The organism is Streptomyces bacillaris (genome assembly GCF_003268675.1).
Taxonomy (GTDB): domain Bacteria; phylum Actinomycetota; class Actinomycetes; order Streptomycetales; family Streptomycetaceae; genus Streptomyces; species Streptomyces bacillaris.
The window spans coordinates 6,131,150-6,146,995 of record NZ_CP029378.1 but is presented as its reverse complement, the minus strand read 5'-3'; the positions used below and the strand labels follow the sequence as shown (position 1 = coordinate 6,146,995).

The following is a 15,846-nucleotide window of genomic DNA, read 5'->3' as shown; positions in this document are numbered from 1 at the left end:
ACGGTTCCGGGCCGCTCACCGTGTCCTCCGGGACACCCCCCGGGGTGAACGGCCGTCAGGAAGCCCGGCCGGATCACCGGCCGGGCGGGCCTCCACCCTGCCACGCGGGACGCACGAGGGGACCGAGACCCCCCGTGGGCGGGGTCAGGCGGCGCCGATCTCCCGGCGCATCGCCCGGTGCGGGATGCCCGCGTCCGGGAACTCGGGGCCGTACGCGACATAGCCGAGGCGTTCGTAGAAGCCCAGGGCGTGCGTCTGGGCGTGCAGGTCGACGGCGGTCAGGCCGAGCCGGGCCGCCTCCTCCTCGATGGCCCGCACGAGGGCGGCACCGACACCGAGGCCGCGCGCCTGCCGGGTGACCGCGAGCCGGCCGAGGGAGCCGACGGTGAGGTCGCCGCCGGTCTTGGCCGCCGCGACCTCGCCGTGCAGCAGCCGCCCCGTGCCGAGCGCCGTACCGTCCGCGGCGACGGCGAGCACATGCACGGCGGTGGCGTCGTAGGCGTCGTACTCGATCTCCTCGGGCACGTCCTGCTCACCGACGAAGACGTCCTTGCGGACCTGGAAGCAGGCGGCGAGGTCGCTCTCCTCGACGGCCCTGCGGGTGGTGTACGAGGTCACTGGCTCTCCGCCGCGATGGTGTCGAGGGCGTGCTGGAGGTCGGCCGGGTAGTCGCTGGAGAACTCCACCCAGGAGCCGTCGGCCGGGTGCTCGAAGCCCAGGCGGACCGCGTGCAGCCACTGCCGGGTGAGCCCGAGCCGCTTGGCCAGGGTCGGGTCGGCGCCGTACGTCAGGTCGCCGACGCAGGGGTGGCGGTGGGCGGACATGTGGACCCGGATCTGGTGGGTGCGGCCGGTCTCCAGCTTGATGTCCAGGAGGCTGGCGGCGCGGTAGGCCTCGATCAGGTCGTAGTGGGTCACCGACGGCTTGCCCTCGGCGGTGACGGCCCACTTGTAGTCGTGGTTGGGGTGGCGCCCGATGGGGGCGTCGATGGTGCCGCTCATCGGGTCCGGGTGGCCCTGGACAAGCGCGTGGTACTTCTTCTCGACGACCCGGTCGCGGAACTGGGCCTTCAGCAGGGTGTAGGCGCGCTCGGACTTGGCGACGACCATCAGGCCGGAGGTGCCGACGTCGAGGCGGTGCACGATGCCCTGGCGCTCGGCGGCGCCGGAGGTGGAGATCCGGTACCCGGCGGCGGCGAGACCGCCGATGACGGTGGTGCCGGTCCAGCCGGGGCTGGGGTGGGCCGCGACGCCGACCGGCTTCACGATGACCACGATGTCGTCGTCGTCGTGGACGATCTCCATGCCCTCGACGGGCTCGGCGACGATCTGGACGGGGGCGGGTGCCCCCGGCATCTCGACCTCCAGCCAGGCGCCGCCGTGCACACGCTCGGACTTGCCGGCCACCGAACCGTCCACCTGGACCTTCCCGGCGGCGGCCAGCTCGGCGGCCTTGGTGCGGGAGAAACCGAACATACGGGCGATGGCGGCGTCGACACGCTCGCCTTCCAGGCCGTCCGGTACGGGCAGGGTGCGGATCTCGGGGTGCGTACTCACCAGTCGAGTATGCCTTGCGCCGGACGCGCCCCGTACAGCCCGGTCAGTCCTTGTGGACGGTCCCGTCGGGGTCCAGCCCCTTGAAGGAGAGGATCACGATGAGGATGCCGCCGCAGACGATGGCGGAGTCCGCGAGGTTGAAGACGGCGAAGTGCTTGGGGGCGATGAAGTCGACCACCGCCCCTTCGAACACGCCGGGCGCCCGGAAGATCCGGTCGGTGAGGTTGCCGAGCGCCCCGCCCAGGAGCAGCCCCAGGGCGATGGCCCACGGCAGGCTGTAGAGCTTGCGGGCCAGCCGGATGACCACCACGATCACCCCGGCCGCGATGATCGTGAAGATCACCGTGAACGCCTCGCCGAACCCGAACGCGGCCCCCGGGTTGCGCAGCGCCCGGAACTGCAGCCAGTCACCGATGATGTCGATCGGCGGCTGGTGCTCCAGCTTGGCGACCACGATCAGCTTGGAGACCAGGTCCAGCAGATAGGCGACGACCGCGACGGCGACGAGCGCCAGGATCTTGCGCTTGCCCACACCCGCGTTCACGGCGGCGTCGGCGGCCGTGGAGCCGCCTCCGTCCGTGTGCTCGGCCTCGGGATCTTCCGGCGTACCGATGATGCGCTCCGCCTCTGCCACGTGAGTCCCTCAACCTAGGTGCCTGACTGAGGAGAGGGTACGACACACCTGTACGGGTCAGCCTCGCCGCTCCTGCTTCTGCTTGTCCTCGACGCAGAGGGTGGCGCGGGGGAATGCCTGCATCCGCGCCTTGCCGATCGGTTTGCCGCAGACCTCGCAGAGCCCGTACGTCCCCGCCTCCAGCCGTGCGAGGGCACGCTCGGTCTGCTCCAGCATTTCCTGGGCGTTGGCGGCGAGCGCCAGCTCGTGCTCGCGGGTGATGTTCTTGGTGCCGGTGTCGGCCTCGTCGTCCCCGGCCCCGTCGCCGGAGTCCCGCATCAGCCCGGCGAGCGCGGCGCCCGAGGTCTCCAGCTCGTCGCGGAGCCGGGTGATCTCGCCGGTCAGCAGCGTCCGGGCCTCGGTGACCTCCTCGGTCGTCCAGGGGTCCTCCCCGGGCCGTACCGCCAGCTCGCCGGGGGCGGCGGCCTCGACGACCCCCCGGGCCGGCGGCACGGCGGCCGCCTCGTCCGGACCGGCCGCGGGACTCGCGCTCTTCTTGGCTACCACCGTGTGGGCTCCCGTCTCCTCGGCGGCCGCAGCCGCCCCCGTGGCCGTCGGTCCGGCCGTCTTCGAAGCCTTCTTGGCCGCGCTCTTCTTCGCGGGGCTCTTCTTGGCAGCGGCTTTCTTCGCCGCCTTCTTCGCAGGCGCTTTCTTGGCGGCGGTCTTCTTGGCCGCCGCTCTCTTCACCGTCTTCCCGGCAGCCTTCCTGGCAGCCGCCTCCTTCGTGGGCGCGTCCGTCCCGGTCACATCCGTCCCGGACCCGTCCCCGGCGACCGCGTCCGGCGCGGACGGGGTCTCGGCCGGTGGCTTCCCGTCGGCCTTCTGCCCGGCCGCGGTCTCTTCCGCCGTCTTCTTCGCCACCATGGCCGCGGCCCCTTCACATATTGTGATCTTGCTCGCGAATCGTGCTGGGACGATAAATCGACCCCAGCCCCGCGGCAACGGGGCACGCCGCCCATTCCGCCCCTCCCCCTGCCCGGTCGTGGCGCGCCTGCATCCGTTGTTCCCAGCTCCCCGCCCGGTAATCCGCCTCAGGGGCACCCCGGGACGCCCCCGTACCGCCGCGGAGAACTCCGTACGCCCCCGACTGGCCATTCGGGTCACGCCCGGGGCCCGGGTTAAACCGGTCGGCCGTCGGCCGTACGGGCCCGTACACTGGGCGCAGCGAGAGGCGTGGATGGGACGAGTAGCGTCGTACGCAGCCAGCAGCGACCCGGGGACGGTGGGAGCCCGGGGGCGAGCGCGTCGTGAAGATCACCCCGGAGCCGCCGGAAGAAAGCCTCGGACCCTGGGCGCACCCCTGGGCCCCGGCCACTAGACCCGGCATCGCGACCCCAATGAGGGGGCCACGGGCGCACGCCCGGGGCCAAGGAGGGTGGTACCGCGGGAGCAGATCCGGCTCTCGTCCCTCCGACGGAAGTGGAAGACGTCCGCCGGAGGAAGCCCGCACATGACATCGCCGCAGTACCGCCAGGTACCCGCCCAGGTCGACCTGCCCGCGCTGGAGCACGCCGTGCTCGACTTCTGGCGCGAGAACAAGGTCTTCGCCAAGAGCCTCGACCAGTCCGAGGGCCGCCCCGAGTGGGTCTTCTACGAGGGCCCGCCCACCGCCAACGGCATGCCCGGCGCCCACCACATCGAGGCCCGCGTCTTCAAGGACGTCTTCCCCCGCTTCCGCACCATGCAGGGCTACCACGTGGGCCGGAAGGCCGGCTGGGACTGTCATGGCCTCCCGGTCGAGCTGGCCGTCGAGAAGGAGCTGGGCTTCAACGGCAAGAAGGACATCGAGGCGTTCGGCATCGCCGAGTTCAACGCCAAGTGCCGTGAGTCGGTGACCCGGCACACCGACGCCTTCGCCGAGCTCACGACCCGTATGGGCTACTGGGTCGACCTGGACGACGCGTACCGCACGATGGACCCGGAGTACGTGGACTCCGTGTGGTGGTCGCTGAAGGAGATCTTCAACAAGGACCTGCTGGTCCAGGACCACCGGGTCGCCCCCTGGTGCCCGCGCTGCGGCACGGGCCTCTCCGACCACGAGCTGGCCCAGGGGTACGAGACGGTCGTCGACCCCTCGGTCTTCGTCCGCTTCCCTCTCACCTCCGGCCCGCTGGCCGGCGAGGCGGCCCTCCTGGTCTGGACGACCACCCCCTGGACCCTGGTCTCCAACACGGCGGTCGCCGCGCACCCCGAGGTCCGGTACGTCGTCGCGACGAACCGCGAGGAGAAGCTCGTCGTCGCGGAACCGCTGGTGGAGAAGGCGCTCGGCGAGGGCTGGGAGACGACCGGCCAGTCGTTCACCGGCGCCGAGATGGAGCGCTGGACCTACGAGCGCCCCTTCACCCTCGTCGACTTCCCGGCCGAGGCCCACTACGTGGTCAACGCCGAGTACGTCACGACCGAGGACGGTACGGGTCTGGTCCACCAGTCCCCCGCGTTCGGCGCCGACGACCTCGTGGTCTGCCGCTCCTACGGCCTCCCGGTGGTCAACCCGGTCCGCCCCGACGGCACGTTCGAGGAGGACCTCCCCCTGGTCGGCGGCGTCTTCTTCAAGAAGGCCGACGAGGCGCTCACCGCGGACCTGGACGCGCGGGGCAAGCTCTTCCGCCATGTCCCGTACGAGCACAGCTACCCGCACTGCTGGCGCTGCCACACGGCGCTGCTCTACTACGCGCAGCCGTCGTGGTACATCCGTACGACGGCCATCAAGGACCGCCTGCTCCAGGAGAACGAGAAGACCAACTGGTTCCCGGACTCGGTCAAGAACGGCCGCTTCGGCGACTGGCTGACCAACAACGTCGACTGGGCGCTCTCCCGCAACCGCTACTGGGGCACGCCGCTGCCGATCTGGCGCTGCGAGAACAACCACCTGACGTGCGTGGGCTCGCGCGCCGAACTGACGGAACTCACGGGCCGGGACCAGTCGTCGCTCGACCCGCACCGCCCGTTCATCGACGAGATCACCTTCACCTGCACGCACGAGAACTGCCAGCTGGAGGCGTACCGCGTCCCGGAGGTCATCGACGCCTGGTACGACTCGGGTTCGATGCCGTTCGCGCAGTGGGGCTACCCGTACAAGAACAAGGAAGTCTTCGAGAGCCGCTACCCGGCGCAGTTCATCTCGGAGGCCATCGACCAGACCCGCGGCTGGTTCTACACGCTGATGGCGGTCGGCACGCTGGTCTTCGACAAGTCGTCCTACGAGAACGTGGTCTGCCTGGGCCACATCCTCGCCGAGGACGGCCGCAAGATGTCCAAGCACCTGGGCAACATCCTCCAGCCGATCCCGCTGATGGACCAGCACGGGGCGGACGCCGTCCGCTGGTTCATGGCGGCGGGCGGCTCCCCCTGGGCGGCACGCCGGGTGGGACACGGCACGATCCAGGAGGTGGTCCGCAAGACGCTCCTGACGTACTGGAACACGGTCGCCTTCCAGGCCCTGTACGCCCGCACGTCCGGCTGGGCCCCCTCCGAGGCCGACCCGGCCCCGGCGGACCGCACGGTGCTGGACCGCTGGCTGCTGAGCGAACTCAACACGCTGGTCGAGCAGATGACGGTCGCGATGGAGGGGTACGACACCCAGCGCGCCGGCAAGCTGCTCTCGGCGTTCGTGGACGACCTCTCCAACTGGTACGTACGCCGCTCGCGCCGCCGCTTCTGGCAGGGCGACAAGGCGGCCCTGCGCACGCTGCACGAGGTGGTCGAGACGGTGACGCGCCTGATGGCGCCGCTGGTCCCGTTCATCACGGAGCGGGTCTGGCAGGACCTGATCACGCCGGTGACACCGGACGCCCCGGAGTCGGTGCACCTGTCGTCGTGGCCCGAGGCAGAGGTTTCGGCGATCGACCCCACCCTCTCCTCCCAGATGGCGCTGGTGCGCCGCCTGGTGGAGCTGGGCCGGGCGACGCGGGCGGAGTCGGGCGTGAAGACGCGCCAGCCCCTGTCGCGGGCACTGGTGGCGGCGAACGGCTTCGAGTCCCTCACTCCGGACCTCCGGGCGCAGATCACGGAGGAGCTGAACGTCACCTCGCTGGCCACGCTCTCGGAGGTCGGCGGCTCGCTGGTCGACACGACGGCGAAGGCCAACTTCCGGGCGCTGGGCAAGCGGTTCGGCAAGGGCGTCCAGGCGGTGGCCAAGGCGGTGGCCGAGGCGGACGCGGCAGCGCTCTCCCTCGCCCTGCGCGAGGGCACGGCGTCGGTGGAGGTCGAGGGCGAGCAGATCACGCTCTCCCCCGACGAGGTGATCATCACGGAGACCCCGCGCGAGGGCTGGTCGGTCGCCTCCGACGCGGGCGCGACGGTCGCCCTGGACCTGGAGATCACTCCCGAGCTGCGCCGGGCGGGCCTGGCCCGTGACGCGATCCGCCTGATCCAGGAAGCCCGCAAGAACAGCGGCCTGGACGTGGCGGACCGCATCGCCGTCCGCTGGACGACGACGTCCAAGGCCACGCAGGAGGCCCTGACGGAGCACGCCCCCCTGATCTCGGACGAGGTCCTGGCGGTGGAGTACGCGGAGGGTGTGGCGGACGACACGTACGGCGCCCCCTTCGAGGACGAGGGCCTGTCCCTGACGTTCCGCCTCCGCAAGCGGTAGGGGAGCCCGCACCAAGACAAGGGGCCCGCCGGAACTCGCTCCGGCGGGCCCTTCCGCGTCCCCCCTCAGGGGCTCCGCCCCCCGAGCCCCCGCTCCTCAAACGCCGGCGAGGCTTACCAATAGCCCCGCCGGCGCTTGAGGAGCGGGGCGCGGGGCAGAGCCCCGAAACCAGCCCGCCCTGCGCTTGAGGGCAAAGGGGCCCGGGGCAGCGCCCCGGCTCTCCAGCCGCGCCGACGTTTGAGGCGCGGGGTCCGGGGCAGGGCCCCGATTTCGGGAAGGGGCGGGTAGGGGAACAGCCCGCCGCAGGCGCACCCCACCCGCACCCACCCCACCGGCCGCCGCCCACGGCAAAGGGCCGGGCCCCGGGGAGAAACCCCGGGGCCCGGCCCTGACTGCCGACGGCTACGCGCACGCGCTCAGCGAGCGCGCCCCGCTCAGTTGTCGTCCTCGTCGATCAGGAACCCACGCATCGGCGACGGCGCCTGCTGCATCGGCTGCGGCGCCTGCGGCCGCACCGGCGCCATCGGCTGCGTCATCGCGGGCGACATCTGCTGCTGCCCACCGTAGGACGGCGCACCGCCCATGGACTGACCGCCACCCATCTGCTGGCCGCCGTGGCCACCGTGGTTGGAGCTGCCCATGGAGTGACCCATCGCACCCGCACCGGCCGGAGCCAGCGAGGGCGACGGCGGCAGCGAAGCGGCGGCCGGCGTCCGCGGCGGGGCGAGCGAGTCGTCCGCCTGGGTCTCCAGCTGACGCAGCTGGCTCTCCAGGTACGACTTCAGCCGCGTACGGTACTCGCGCTCGAAGCCGCGCAGGTCCTCGACCTTGCGCTCCAGCGTCGCGCGGGCCGACTCCAGCGAGCCCATCGCCACGCGGTGCTTCTCCTGCGCGTCCCGCTCCAGGGCGTCGGCCTTGGCGCGCGCGTCGCGCTCCAGACCCTCGGCCCGGCTCCGCGCCTCGCCGACGATCTTGTTGGCCTCGGAACGGGCCTCCGCGATCGCCTGGTCGGCGGTCTGCTGGGCGAGCGAGAGGACACGGGCGGCGCTGTCGCCACCGGGACCCTGACCCTGCTGCTGCATCTGCGGCTGCTGCATCTGCTGCATCTGCTGCTGGGGGTGCTGACCCATGGGGCCGCCCATCGGGCCGCCCATGGGACCGCCCTGCATCGGGCCGGGGCCGTGCGGACCCTGCGGACCGCCGTGGCCCTGGGGGCCGTGACCGCTGGGACCGGCAGGCAGCTGCGGCGCGCCACCGGGCAGCTGGGGCGGACCCATCTGCGGGGGCTGCTGCTGCGGCGGTCCGGATATGGCGGCGGGCACAGGGGCACCGGGCCGGTCCTGCTGCTCCGGGGGCTTGCGCATGCCCTGCTGCTGTTGCTGCTGCTGGTTCTGCGCGGCGGCGCGCGTAGCAGCGGCCAGTTTGGCGCGCAGGTCCTCGTTCTCACGGAGCAGACGGGTCAGCTCGGCTTCGACCTCGTCGAGAAAGGCATCGACCTCGTCCTCGTCATAGCCTTCTCGGAGGCGGACGGTCGTGAACTGCTTGTTCCGCACGTCCTCGGGGGTCAACGGCATCTCTTCTTCACCTCTACGTAGTCGTCGGCAGTCGGCAAGACCGTATCGCTCACAACCGGATCACAACGCTGATCAGGATGTAGACGATGATCATCAGAACGAAGAAGGACAGGTCGAGTGCCACGCCCCCGAGACGCAGCGGCGGGATGAACCGCCGCAGAAGCTTGAGCGGTGGATCGGTGACAGTGTAGGTGGCCTCCAGAACGACCACCATCGCCTTGCCGGGTTGCCATGAACGTGCGAACTGGAAGACGTAGTCCATGACGAGCCGGAAGATCAGCACGATGAGGAAACACATCAGCGCGATATAGACCACATCCAGTGCGACGCCCATGTCCCGCGCTTCCCTCTCCCCTGGCTCTCGTAGCTCCGGCCTCGTGGCCGGTTCCGGCCTTGCGGCCGGGTTGTTCCCGGTGTCGTGTTCTCAGCTCTGGTTGAAGAATCCGCCCTCTGCGATGCGGGCCTTGTCCTCCGCCGTGACATCGACGTTAGCAGGCGACAACAGGAACACCTTCTGCGTCACGCGTTCAATGCTGCCATGGAGCCCGAAGACGAGTCCTGCGGCAAAGTCGACAAGTCGCTTCGCGTCCGTGTCGTCCATCTCCGTGAGGTTCATGATCACCGGGGTGCCCTCACGGAAGTGTTCCCCGATGGTACGGGCCTCGTTGTAGGTCCTGGGGTGCAGCGTGGTGATGCGGTACGGCTCCCGCTCGGACACGACCTTGGGCATGATCACCGGTGCGTTCTTCTCCATGTTCGGACGTTCAGGTGTGATGGACGCCACGGGGGCGATTCGGGCGGGTCGCCCGCTTTCCGCGGGGAGCTGAACCGGCTCGCGCGGGGCGGGAGGCTGCACCACTCGTACCGGTTCGCCCCTTTCGCGCTCCCGCTCGCGCTCGCGCTCGCGTTCCACCTGGTGCGGGGGCTGGTGCCGACGCCGCTCGGGCTCCGGCTCGGGCTCGAAGTCGTCATCGGGGTCGAAGCCCCGGCCGTCGTACCCATCGTCCTCCACGAGGCCGAGGTAGACCGCCATCTTGCGCATCGCGCCGGCCATTCTCTGAGTCCTCCGCTCTGTGGTGGATCGGCATTCGTCACCAAGTGCCAGCGATCCACGGTGGTCTGCCCGTCGTGCTGGGGAATGACCATATTTTCTGCTGTGGTCCGACCTGCTTCGCGACGTTACCCGAGCGCGGGTCGGACTCCGAGTACCGCCGTACCGACGCGTACATGTGTCGCTCCGGCCGCCACCGCGTCCTCCAGATCCCCGCTCATCCCCGCGGAGACCATGTTCGCAGCCGGATGAGCGGCGCGCAGGCGGGTGGAGAATTCCATCAGCCGGTCGAACGCGGCCCGTTGCCTGCCGGCAAACGGTCCGGCCAGCGGCGCCACGGTCATCAGTCCGTCCAGCCGCAGACCGTCGGCCGCGTCGACCGCGGCCGCCAACTCCTCGATCCCGTCCGGCGCGACCCCGCCGCGTTCACCGCGCTCCCCGCTCTCCGCGTCCAGGGCGACCTGGATCAGACAGCCGAGTTCGCGCTCGGCCCGGACCGCGGCGGCCGAGAGGGCGGTGACGAGCTTGATCCGGTCCACCGACTGCACGACATCGGCATAACCCGTCACAGAACGAACCTTGTTCGTCTGGAGTTGTCCGACAAAGTGCCATGTCAGGGAAAGATCCGCACAAGCGGTGGCTTTCGGTGCCGCGTCCTGGTCACGATTCTCGGCGACATGACGCACACCCAGTTCGTGCAGGATCCGCACATCGCTCGCGGGGTAGGTCTTGGTGACCACGATCAGGGTCACCTCCTCGCGCTTGCGGCCGGCTGCGGCACAGGCGGAGGTGATCCTTTCCTCCACCTGTGCGAGATTCGCCGCGAGTTGAGCCTTACGGTCCGTCATGCCCTATCAGTCCAACCAGACATATCCGGCGAGCCGCCCGGTGGTGCGGTCGCGGCGGTACGAGAAGTGATCGCCCGATTCACGGGTGCAGACCGGCGAACGGTGCAGGTCGCTCACCCCGAGGGCGGCGAGCTGGGCGTGGACTCCGCCGGTGACGTCCACCGCGGGGGTCCCCCAGCTGGTCTCGGCCCAGGTGCCGGGGACCGCTTCCGCGACCTCGGCCCGCATCTCCTCCGGCACTTCGTAGCACCGTCCGCAGACGGCCGGTCCGGTGCGGGCGGTGATCCGGGAGGGGTGTGCGCCCAGCGCGGTCATGGCCTCGACCACCGCCGGGACGACTCCGGCGACCAGTCCCGGCCGCCCGGCGTGCGCCGCCCCGACGACCCCGGCGACCGGATCGACCAGGAGTACGGGGGTGCAGTCGGCGGCGAGGACCGCGAGCGCCACTCCGCGCCGCGTGGTCACCAGCGCGTCCACGGCCGGGATCTCCGCGTCCGGACCCCAGGGTCCGTCGACCACCGCCACGTCCCGGCCGTGCACCTGGTTCATCCAGACGACCGAGGCCGGGTCGAGGCCGAGGCGGCGGGCCGCGCGCTCGCGGTTCGCGCCGACGGCGGCGGGGTCGTCACCGACCGCGCCGCCGAGGTTGAGTTCACCGTACGGAGCGGCGCTCACCCCGCCCCACCGGTCGGTGAAGGCGAAATGAGCGCTGCCCGTGACGGAGTCCGCCGGATGCCGGGCTATCACTTCAAGAAGTCCGGTACGTCCAGCTCTTCGGCCTGGGTGTCCTGGTAGGGACGGGCCGGCGGGACGTGCGGCGGGGAGACCGGCGAGAGCGGGCTCTCGTTCGCGGCCGACGCGGGAGCGGGCTCGGCCGGGGCCGGGGTCTCCTCGCGCGGCGGCACCGAACCGAGTCCGCCCGTCGGGCGCGCGGGCTCGGGGGCGGGCCTGGCCGGGGCGGCCGGCTCCTCCCTCTTGTTCGTGTTGGCGCCGAGGGCGCCGTCGCGCCGGGCCGGCGGCTGTCCGCCGTCGAACCCTGCCGCGATCACGGTGACCCGGACCTCGTCACCGAGGGCGTCGTCGATGACGGCACCGAAGATGATGTTGGCCTCGGGGTGGGCCGCCTCGCTCACCAGCTGGGCGGCCTCGTTGATCTCGAAGAGACCGAGGTCGCTGCCGCCGGAGATGGAGAGCAGGACGCCCCGGGCGCCGTCGATGGACGCCTCCAGCAGCGGCGAGGAGATCGCCATCTCCGCCGCCGCGACCGCGCGGTCGTCGCCGCGCGCCGAACCGATGCCCATGAGCGCCGATCCGGCCTCGGACATGACCGACTTGACGTCGGCGAAGTCCAGGTTGATCAGGCCCGGGGTGGTGATCAGGTCCGTGATGCCCTGGACACCCGAGAGCAGGACCTGGTCGGCCGACTTGAAGGCGTCGAGCACGCTGACCTGGCGGTCCGAGATGGACAGCAGGCGGTCGTTGGGGATGACGATGAGGGTGTCGACCTCTTCGCGGAGTTCGGCGATGCCGTCCTCCGCCTGGTTGGCGCGTCGCCGGCCCTCGAAGGTGAACGGGCGGGTGACCACACCGATCGTCAGGGCGCCCAGCGAGCGCGCGATGTTGGCGACGACGGGTGCGCCGCCGGTGCCGGTGCCGCCGCCTTCGCCGGCGGTGACGAAGACCATGTCGGCCCCCTTGAGGACCTCCTCGATCTCCTCACGGTGGTCCTCTGCCGCCTTACGACCGACGGCCGGGTTCGCCCCGGCGCCGAGGCCCCGGGTGAGTTCGCGGCCGACGTCGAGCTTGACGTCGGCGTCGCTCATCAACAGGGCCTGTGCGTCCGTGTTGATCGCGATGAACTCGACGCCCTTGAGACCGACCTCGATCATTCGGTTGATGGCATTGACACCACCGCCGCCGACACCGATGACCTTGATGACTGCGAGGTAGTTCTGCGGTGCTGCCACGTCGAAGGCCTCTCGCCTCGAGTTACGTGTCGTCGCTCGGCGGGTGACCCGCGGCGACGACTGATGTCGATGGGGACGGTCCGAACGCCGACCCAAACCCTAACGTTCAAGTTTAGGGTTACCAGTGTGTCTGCTTCCTGGACTCTTCCGAACAGGACACTAAGTCGACAAGTGGCGCCCGTTCAACGAACACGCCGAACCTCCCGTTTTTCTTTTCACCCTATGTGATCACCCGTAGCGCTGACCAACCAGGGTGCTGGCCAGCACAAATGCACGTCAACTCGCCGATACCGCCGGGGCGGTGGGGGCACTCACGTCGAAGTGTCCCGCTTTGGGGGCGGCCTTCATGAGAGCAGTGAGAACCCGGGCCTTCACCGGCCCGTCCTCACTGCTGCCCCAGGTCACCACCCGGTCCCGGGTGAGCCGCAAGGAGATCGCGTCGTACGAGGTGACCCGTACGGCCTCAGTGTCCTTGGCGACGCCCTTGGGCAGTTCACCCACGACCTGGACCGCTTCCGCCAGCAGGCGGTCGCCGCCGAACCGGCGCAGACTCGCCGACTTGGCGGGGGCCAGCTCCAGTACGGGTACGCCCTTCGGTGCGCGGTCCACCGTGGCGAATCGGGCGCCCGTCGCGTCCACTTCGACGAACTTCGCACCCTTTTCGAGCAGCAGGACCGGTTTGCGTTCGGTCACCTTAAGACGGATGCCGTGCGGCCAGGACCGTACGACATCCACTCTGTCGATACGAGGCAACTTCTGGCTCAACCGGGCTTCCATGGCGTCGGTGTCCACGGAGATCAGCGGCGCCCCGACCGGCACGGCGGCAACCGCTTCCACCTCCTCGCGGGTCAGCACCCGCAGACCGGAGGTGGAGACGCTTTCGACGCGGAGCCAGGAGGAGCCGTAGAGCGCCCAGACGGCGAACCCGGTGAGCAGGGCCGCCGCGACGGCGATCAGGACGGCCAGCGTACGGCGGCTGATCCGGCGCCCCTCGGGGCCGGGGTGCGGCGGGCGGGCGGGGGCGTCCGCGCGCTTCGCTGCCCCCCGCTGGGCGGTCGTCGGTCCGGCCACACTCGCTCCTTCGCCGGACCCGGGGCGCCCGCCCCGGGTCCGCACCACCTGGCGCCGCACGCCTACTGGCGTGAGGCGATCGCTTCGTACACCATGCCGACAAGCAGGTCGTCGGCGTCGCGCCGGCCGAACTCGGCGGCGGCACGGGACATTTCGTACAGCCGGTGCGGGTCCGACAGCACCGGCAGGACGTTGGACTGCACCCACTCCGGGGTCAGCGCCGCGTCGTCCACCAGCAGTCCGCCGCCCGCGTTGACCACCGGCTGGGCGTTCAGCCGCTGTTCGCCGTTGCCGATGGGCAGCGGGACGTAGGCGGCGGGGAGCCCGACGGCGGAGAGTTCGGCGACGGTCATCGCGCCCGCGCGGCAGAGCATCATGTCGGCCGCGGCGTACGCGAGGTCCATCCGGTCCACGTACGGTACCGGGATGTACGGCGGCATCCCGGGCATGTTGTCGATCCGCGGCAATTCGTTCTTCGGGCCGACCACATGGAGGATCTGGATCCCGGAGCGCTGGAGCAGCGGCGCGACCCGCTGGACGACCTCGTTGAGGTGGCGGGCGCCCTGCGAACCGCCGGAGACCAGCAGCGTCGGCAGGTTGGGGTCGAGGCCGAAGGCGGCGCGGGCCTCCGGGCGGACCCGGGCGCGGTCCAGGGTGGCGATGGTGCGGCGCAGCGGGATGCCGATGTAGCGGGCGCCGCGCAGTTTGCTGTCCGGCGTGGAGACGGCGACCCCGTGGGCGTACCGCGAGCCGATCTTGTTGGCGAGCCCCGGGCGGGCGTTGGCCTCGTGGACCACGATCGGCACGCCGACGCGCTTGGCGGCGAGATAGCCGGGCAGCGCGACGTAACCGCCGAAGCCGACCACGCAGTCCGCCTTGGTGCGCTCCAGGACCTGCTCGGCGGCCTTGATGGTGCCGCGCAGCCGCCCCGGCACGGTGATCAGCTCGGGCGTGGGCTTACGGGGCAGCGGTACGGCGGGGATGAGCGCCAGCTCGTACCCCCGCTCGGGTACGAGCCTGGTCTCCAGGCCGCGTTCCGTGCCGAGGGCCGTGATTCCCACGGTCGGGTCCTGCCTGCGCAGGGCGTCTGCGAGGGCAAGCGCGGGCTCGATGTGTCCGGCGGTCCCCCCGCCGGCGAGTACGACATGCACCGAAATTCACCGCTCTCCGGACGGACGCTTCTTGATGCGCCGTCTCATCGTCTTCCATCTCACCCCGGGCCTCCGCATGGCCAGGGCCGCCTTCGCGGCGGGATCGTCCCGCGCGAAGGCGATCATGAGCCCGACCGCGAACATCGTCGGCAGCAGGGCGGACCTTCCGTAGGAGAACAGCGGGAGCGGGACCCCGGCGATCGGCAACAGGCCGAGCACCGCACCGATGTTGATCATGGCCTGGGCCATGATCCAGGTGGTCACACCTCCCGCGGCAAACCTCACGAAGGGGTCCTCCGTGCGTCCGGCCACGCGGATACCCGCATAGCCTAGAGCCGCGAAGAGGGCGAGCACGGACAGCGTCCCCGCCAGACCCAGCTCCTCGCCGGTGATCGCGAAGATGAAGTCAGTGTGGGCTTCCGGGAGTTGGCCCCATTTTTCCACACTCGCACCAAGCCCGGAACCGAGCCATCCGCCGGACGCCAAAGCATAGATCCCGTGGGCGGCCTGCCAGCAGCCGTCATCTGGGTCGGGTTCACCGATGATGCCCATGCAGGAGAGCCGGGACATCCGGTTGGGGCTGGTCCAGATCAGCAGGAACACGATGACCGCGGCGAGTCCCAGCACTCCGGCGAAGAGCCGGGTGGGGGCACCGGCGAGCCAGAGCAGACCGAAGAGGATCGCCGTGAGGATGATCGCGGTGCCCATGTCGCCGCCCAGCATGATCAGCCCGAGGAGCATGAAGGCGACCGGGACGAGCGGGACGAGCATGTGCTTCCACTGCGCCAGCAACCGCATGTCCTGTTTGCGGGCGAGCAGGTCGGCACCCCACAGGACGAGCGCGAGCTTGCCGAACTCGCTGGGCTGGAGCTGGAACGGGCCCCCCAACGAGAGCCAGTTCTGGTTGCCGTTGGCCGACATTCCGATCCCCGGCACCTGGACCAGGGCCATCAGGAAGACCGTGACCACGAGCATCGGATAGGCCAGGGCTCGGTGGAGCTTCACCGGCATCCGGGAGGCGACCAGCATGAGCACGCCCCCGACGACGGCGACGACGAACTGCTTACCGAAGAAGTACGTCGACGACTCGTCGATGGTCAACGCCTTGATCATCGAGGCGGAGTAGACCATCACGAGGCCGAGCACGGTGATCAGGAGGCTGGCGCCGAAGATCACGTAGTAGGCGGTCAGAGGCCGGTCCCAGGCCCTGCGTGCCTGCTCGTAGAGGCCCCGTACGCCGCTGCCGCGCCGGGGGCGGGAGGGCCGGGAGCCGCGCCCGGCACCACGGGGTGGTGCGGGGCGCCGGCTGCGTACGGCGGAGCTCTTCTCGGCCGGCATTGTCGCTGTCCCCTCCACTGCTC

At 70.6% G+C, this 15,846-nt stretch carries 14 protein-coding genes; 1 reads left to right on the top strand and 13 read right to left on the bottom strand.

Translation table 11 applies throughout. The annotated features are described in order from the left end of the window. Nucleotides 1–144: 144 nt before the first annotated feature. The 4 genes from DJ476_RS26705 to DJ476_RS26690 are packed head-to-tail and all read right to left on the bottom strand — an operon-like array spanning nucleotide 145 to nucleotide 3,093. A complete protein-coding gene (locus tag DJ476_RS26705; RefSeq protein WP_112491739.1) occupies nucleotides 145–618 on the bottom strand; it encodes a GNAT family N-acetyltransferase in 474 nt (157 codons plus the stop codon). Further along, a complete protein-coding gene (locus tag DJ476_RS26700; RefSeq protein WP_070203190.1) occupies nucleotides 615–1,556 on the bottom strand; it encodes an RluA family pseudouridine synthase in 942 nt (313 codons plus the stop codon). The genes DJ476_RS26705 and DJ476_RS26700 overlap by 4 nt, the downstream gene beginning before the upstream one ends. Before the next feature lie 43 nt (nucleotides 1,557–1,599). Then, complete coding sequence (gene lspA / locus DJ476_RS26695) at nucleotides 1,600–2,190, bottom strand: signal peptidase II (RefSeq protein ID WP_053561599.1); 591 nt, start codon at nucleotides 2,188–2,190, stop codon at nucleotides 1,600–1,602. Between the two features lie 57 nt (nucleotides 2,191–2,247). Continuing rightward, nucleotides 2,248–3,093 (bottom strand): TraR/DksA family transcriptional regulator, encoded by an 846-nt coding sequence (locus DJ476_RS26690; protein ID WP_208853534.1) that lies wholly within the window; start codon nucleotides 3,091–3,093, stop codon nucleotides 2,248–2,250. A gap of 586 nt (nucleotides 3,094–3,679) precedes the next feature. On the opposite strand from DJ476_RS26690, the gene ileS reads away from it, so the two are divergent. Beyond that, nucleotides 3,680–6,823, top strand: coding sequence for an isoleucine--tRNA ligase (ileS, locus tag DJ476_RS26685; protein WP_112491738.1), 3,144 nt, complete (start codon nucleotides 3,680–3,682; stop codon nucleotides 6,821–6,823). A gap of 434 nt (nucleotides 6,824–7,257) precedes the next feature. Here ileS and DJ476_RS26675 read toward each other — a convergent pair whose 3' ends face one another. The 9 genes from DJ476_RS26675 to ftsW all read right to left on the bottom strand — a co-directional run bounded on the left by DJ476_RS26675 (nucleotide 7,258) and on the right by ftsW (nucleotide 15,823). Then, a complete protein-coding gene (locus DJ476_RS26675) occupies nucleotides 7,258–8,397 on the bottom strand; it encodes a DivIVA domain-containing protein (protein WP_103421258.1) in 1,140 nt (379 codons plus the stop codon). Nucleotides 8,398–8,446: 49 nt separating this feature from the next. Beyond that, entirely contained in the window at nucleotides 8,447–8,731 is a 285-nt protein-coding gene (locus tag DJ476_RS26670; RefSeq protein ID WP_018486626.1) for a YggT family protein, read from the bottom strand. A gap of 90 nt (nucleotides 8,732–8,821) precedes the next feature. Beyond that, nucleotides 8,822–9,451: a cell division protein SepF gene (locus tag DJ476_RS26665; protein ID WP_103421257.1), complete on the bottom strand. Its 630-nt coding sequence runs from the start codon at nucleotides 9,449–9,451 to the stop codon at nucleotides 8,822–8,824. 125 nt (nucleotides 9,452–9,576) lie between these two features. After that, entirely contained in the window at nucleotides 9,577–10,296 is a 720-nt protein-coding gene (locus DJ476_RS26660) for a YggS family pyridoxal phosphate-dependent enzyme (RefSeq protein ID WP_070203194.1), read from the bottom strand. A gap of 6 nt (nucleotides 10,297–10,302) precedes the next feature. Continuing rightward, nucleotides 10,303–11,043: a peptidoglycan editing factor PgeF gene (gene pgeF, locus DJ476_RS26655; protein ID WP_112491736.1), complete on the bottom strand. Its 741-nt coding sequence runs from the start codon at nucleotides 11,041–11,043 to the stop codon at nucleotides 10,303–10,305. Further along, nucleotides 11,040–12,263: a cell division protein FtsZ gene (gene ftsZ / locus DJ476_RS26650; protein ID WP_053561595.1), complete on the bottom strand. Its 1,224-nt coding sequence runs from the start codon at nucleotides 12,261–12,263 to the stop codon at nucleotides 11,040–11,042. The genes pgeF and ftsZ overlap by 4 nt, the downstream gene beginning before the upstream one ends. A 276-nt stretch (nucleotides 12,264–12,539) precedes the next feature. Then, nucleotides 12,540–13,334, bottom strand: coding sequence for a cell division protein FtsQ/DivIB (locus tag DJ476_RS26640; protein ID WP_103421255.1), 795 nt, complete (start codon nucleotides 13,332–13,334; stop codon nucleotides 12,540–12,542). A 62-nt stretch (nucleotides 13,335–13,396) separates the two neighbouring features. Further along, a complete protein-coding gene (murG, locus tag DJ476_RS26635; protein WP_053561593.1) occupies nucleotides 13,397–14,485 on the bottom strand; it encodes an undecaprenyldiphospho-muramoylpentapeptide beta-N-acetylglucosaminyltransferase in 1,089 nt (362 codons plus the stop codon). A gap of 6 nt (nucleotides 14,486–14,491) precedes the next feature. Then, nucleotides 14,492–15,823, bottom strand: coding sequence for a putative lipid II flippase FtsW (ftsW, locus tag DJ476_RS26630; protein ID WP_103421254.1), 1,332 nt, complete (start codon nucleotides 15,821–15,823; stop codon nucleotides 14,492–14,494). Between the last annotated feature and the right edge of the window lie 23 nt (nucleotides 15,824–15,846).